At 71.5% G+C, this 256-nt stretch carries 1 protein-coding gene; it reads right to left on the bottom strand.

Going from position 1 to position 256, the window contains the following annotated elements:
• Positions 1 to 256, bottom strand: a 256-nt coding sequence (locus tag SB751_RS32800; RefSeq protein ID WP_410749353.1) for an efflux RND transporter permease subunit, incomplete at both ends; no start/stop codon positions are given.

Below are 256 nucleotides of genomic sequence, written 5' to 3' on the forward strand. Positions count from 1 at the left end.
CTGCTGCAACGCGGCCGCCGTGCCCTGGAATCCCGCCTGGATCTGGTCCGACGGCAGGCCGATGCGCGCCACCGCCGCATCGATGGCCGCCGTGGCCTGCCCCAGCGACACGCCGGGCGCCAGGCTGAACGACACCGTGTCCGCCACGAACAGCCCCTGGTGCTGCACGCTGAGCGGCGCGTTGGCGTTCTCGAAACGCGCAAACGCCGCCATCGGCACGCGCGCCCCGGTCGAGGTAATCACTTCCACCTGCTTG

It is taken from the genome of Cupriavidus sp. SIMBA_020, assembly GCF_046535395.1.
Classification (GTDB): Bacteria; Pseudomonadota; Gammaproteobacteria; order Burkholderiales; family Burkholderiaceae; genus Cupriavidus; species Cupriavidus campinensis.